Annotated in this window: 2 protein-coding genes and 1 pseudogene; 2 read left to right on the top strand and 1 reads right to left on the bottom strand. The window is 43.2% G+C overall.

Annotated features, from left to right (window positions below):
- A pseudogene (locus tag FEK46_RS23875) lies at positions 1-1,140 on the top strand (lytic transglycosylase domain-containing protein); the annotation flags it as partial.
- 1,025 nt (positions 1,141-2,165) lie between these two features.
- On the opposite strand, the gene FEK46_RS23115 reads toward FEK46_RS23875, so the two are convergent.
- Entirely contained in the window at positions 2,166-2,426 is a 261-nt protein-coding gene (locus tag FEK46_RS23115) for an Arc family DNA-binding protein (protein WP_135491096.1), read from the bottom strand.
- Positions 2,427-2,547: 121 nt separating this feature from the next.
- Between FEK46_RS23115 and FEK46_RS23105 the strand changes: the two genes are divergently transcribed.
- Entirely contained in the window at positions 2,548-4,473 is a 1,926-nt protein-coding gene (locus FEK46_RS23105; RefSeq protein WP_240731156.1) for a phage tailspike protein, read from the top strand.
- Positions 4,474-4,485: the final 12 nt, after the last annotated feature.

Genomic DNA, 4,485 nt, shown 5'->3' with positions numbered 1-4,485 from the left:
TATCCATTGCCATCTGTGCAGACAGAACAGCAGGAAGTAAGGCAATCTCCTGATGCCATTCAGCAAGACAAATCACTTATGCAGCGTGCAGGAGAATGGCTAACTGGTGGGCAAAGCGTAGGACAAATTGCCGAGCAGGCGGTAAGAGGATTTGTAAATATTCCTTTTGACGTTCTTCAGGGGGGGGCGAGTCTCATTAATGCTGCATCTCAGAGTTTTGATGGACCAAAGATTCTTGATGAAGTATATAGACCAGTTAACCGGCCAACGGATCCGTATGCGCAAGCTGGAGAGTCAATAGGCGGTTATCTTGTTCCTGGAGCAGGTGTAGCTGGAAACATGGTCATTGGTTCTCTCGCTGACGCGGCGAATCAACAGGGGGATTTTGCCAAAAATACCGCTATTAATGCCGGACTTAACATTGCTACGCATGGCCTGATAAATGGCGTTACCCGTGGTGTTCGTGGCGCATCAAATATAATTAGTGGTAATAAAACATCTACACAGAGAGCGACCCCTGCGCCAACAGAAACATCACCATTCTCCGGTGATGCCACTGCAGCAACAAATCCTGCGGTTCATGCCGCAGAGGCAAGAGTAGCACAAGGTGTACCAATGACGCCTGCGACGAGCAACCCAGAGGAAGTCGTTCGCACAGTTGCTGCACAAAAAAGGCCAAATCTCGCTTCATCGCTTGATGAATTAGATATCAATCCTCAGGCTGAAGTTCTGGAGTCTGCTGAAAAGCTTAATGTTGATTCATTACTCCCTTCACACTTTTCCGGGAACGAGCAATACAAGGCTGTTGAGCAAGCAATCAAGTCCCGTGCGGGTTCTGCTCTACAGGTGCAGGAAAATGAAGCAATCAGGCAGCTAGCACAGAGCGCGGGGAAGATAATTGATCGCGCTTCCGGTGCAAAAGATGCTCTTGGTATGAGCGACAAGTTTATTGATACGGTCAATGGAAGAATGTCTGCCCTGATGAAACGAAGCGACCAGCTTTATCGCAATGTTGAAAAGGCGATGCCTGCAGGTGCAAAAATTGATGCGCCATCAACAAGGTCAATGCTCAAACAGGTGGCAGAAGATCTTGGCGGGATGAAAAACCTTGACCCTATTGAAAAGAGAGTCTTTCAGGCAGTTAATCCAGGCAAGAACGGCGCATTAACTTATGCAAATCTCAATAAGCAACGACGACTTGTTGGTGATGCACTTCATAAGAATTCTGGACCATATAAAGATGCTGATCGCGCTGCCTTATCGAGGCTTTACGGTTCGCTCGCCGATGATCAAAAGACGGCGCTGTCAGGGACAATTGCATTACGTGATTTTGAAGTTGCTCAGAGGCTTGTTCAGATGCGAAAAAGTATGGAAGAGCAAATGATTAATCTTACTGGCAGAACGCTGAACGGTGATGTTTCTCGCAAAGCAACGACAGCACTACAGGCAATGTCGAAAGGCGATGCCAAAGGATTCCGTGAATTGATGCAAAACACGCCGTCCAGGAAGCTAAGAACCGAGCTACTGGGAACAGGTCTTCGGGATATGCTTTCGAACGGAAAACGTGGTGCTGATTTTAATCCTGCAGGGTTTGCTGACTGGTATCAAAACATGTTAGCAAACGGACAAATGCGAAATCTTGCCCGACATTTACCAAAAGAGACTATGTCAGGTCTGAACGATGTATATAAGGTCGCAAAGGCTATCAAAGACGCAAAATCTTACGAGATAACCACAGGAAGACTAAACGAGTTCGTCAAACGGTTTAATCGTGTCACTGTGGCAAATGAATTTGTTGCTAACCATGCCCAACGCATTGGCACTGCGGTTGGTTCAACGGTGTCAGGACCGTTCAGTGCAGTAGGTGCTGTTGCTGGGTCAGAAATTGGGGCAAAAGTCGCCAGCAAAATCAGGGCGATGGGCGGCGCTGCATCAATGGAATCTGCAGAAAAGCTAATTAGCTCACCAGAATTCCAGAAAGCAGCAAGGCTGGCAGTAAAACAAGCACCAGAAAGCATCGTTGATACAACTGTAAGACGCTCTTCTGCTTGGCGCTCGTTTTACAACTCACTTCCAGAATCAGATAAGAAAACCATATCAAGGCTAGGCATCATGTACTGGATGAACAGTGATGACAACCAGAAGTAACGGAAAGCCACGGATGGTTAGTTGCAGTCTTTTTTATATAAATCTCTGAGCGTATCAAAGACAATTTTCTTTACCATATCGGATTGTTGGTCTGCAATACGCTCAGCATCGTCATTGTAAAAAGATGCAGTGCTTTGTTTAGCCAGTGATTCTTCAATCGCTGCAATTATCTCTGAGTTCAGTGACCTGTTATTCATCTTCGCACGCTGCTTAATTTTGGTGTGGAGTTCATGCGCAAGTCTCAAATGAAACTGCGCTTCGTCGTATTTGCTGTACATCATTGATGCCTCACCAGTTGGGTGGAACGGCATCGTAACCTACTGGATAAATACTCAATAGTACCATTTAGGTATTCAATAATATCAAAATTGAATCATATCCTTCCTCTGGAGTTACAAAATGTCAGATATCGCCGCAAATGTTGTGGTAAGCATGCCTAGCCAATTGTTCACTATGGCTCGTTCTTTTAAAACTGTATCAAATGGCAAAATCTTTATTGGTAAAATAGATGAAGACCCAGTAAATCCTGAAAACCAGATTCAGGTTTATATTGAGAATGAAGACGGATCTTACGTTCCTGTTGCGCAGCCTATCGTGATAAATACCGCTGGATATCCGGTATACAACGGACAAATTGCGAAGTTCGTAACTGTGCAAGGCCATTCTATGGCTGTGTACGATGCGTATGGGGTACAACAGTTTTATTTTCCGAATGTGCTTAAATACGACCCGGACCAATTTAAAGGTCAATTGCTAAGCGATAATCACTCTCTTGGTGATTCATTAGTTATGCACAATCCACAATTCACCGGGTCAACATCACTCCCTTTAGCCAATAAATTGACTGTTGATGTGCGAACATTATCAGATTATGGATTTAAGGCTGATAACAGCGGAGCACAAAACAAGGCTGCATTCCAGAAAGCCATTGATGATGCTACGTTGCCAACGGAGATTGTTATCCCTGAAGGGACGTTCATTATTGACCCTGGTATAACGATTAAAAATATTGTCACCATGATACGAGGTGCTGGCGCATATCAGTCCAGAATCTTCTCTACTGGAACAAACGAACCAATCATAACCCAGCAAAGCGACCCAATTACTTTCTGTGAGCTTAGAGACTTTGGCTTAGATGGTAATAATTACTCAGCTAATGGGATAAATTTTCCTAACGCCAACCATATCAAAATTGAAAATGTAGATGTAACCGGCACTACAAGTAACGCTATCTTAATTAATGGTTACTCAATAGATATAATTGGCTGCCGTTTGCTAACAAACACAGGAAATGCGCTTAACATTGGTGGGGTATGTAATAATCTTAACATCATCAATAACCGTATTTATGGTAATGGTGCTGGAGGCATCTTGCTTACTCCGGCGTATGCCGAGGGCGGTATGAGCGTCCGTGTAAACGGAAATGATATTGAGCAAAATAAGTTATACGGGTTTATGTCATTCGGGGTTAAGGGACTTAATTTGGATGATAACTATTGGGAGCGTAACGGCGAAAGTGGATATCCATATGGTACTCCGGAATTTATAAACATTAAAGCCGATATTCATCTCATTGCTAATGAGTTTACATTAATACCTGACGTAACAAAGATTAATGATACAGTTTCGATTCGAGGAAACCAGCAAACTGCAATCGGTTACGCCAGTTCCCTCCCTAATCAGGATGGTTTTATATTCACAAACTATGCTAAAAACCTGACAATCGAAAATAATCAATTATTGGATGCATCTAAAGTAAACAATTTATTGGTAATGTACCGTAATAATCTTTCGTCTAAAGTTACAGATAGATTGTATCTGGCTAACAATACGGTCAATTCGATAGGGTATGTTGGAAGTTATGATCCAGCGACACAAAACCCTGATACTGCTCATTTAATAGATATTGCGAACAGAGAGTTAACTGCTAACTATCTTGATCGAAATATGTTGCTTTGGAACGCGGCATCTGGAACGACAGGAGCATTGATAAAAACTCAAAACATTTATGCTGGTAATTATTCATTCTTAGTTACGGCAGGAGATAGAGTTTGGGGACGAACGATAGACCTCAACAAATCACCAGAACTAAAAGGGAAATTTGTATGGTTTGGTGCGTGGGTAAATGACCAGGGAGCAGCGTCAAAACTTATGTTTATAGTTAATGGTGCAGGACAAACAGACTCTACAGCACCTTTAGCTGGGAATGGGAAATGGCGCTATGTTAGTTGTGGTGTGTATATAGACGCAACGGCTACAGCTATAAATGTTGGCATAAGAAATTATGGTTCAGGAAATGTACTCATAAACTCACCGTTGATGTAGCCCCCAGAAACA

The organism is Escherichia sp. E4736, assembly GCF_005781225.1.
Taxonomy (GTDB): Bacteria; Pseudomonadota; Gammaproteobacteria; order Enterobacterales; family Enterobacteriaceae; genus Escherichia.
The sequence above is the reverse complement of the archived record's forward strand: the minus strand, read 5'-3'. Positions and strand labels throughout refer to the sequence as shown.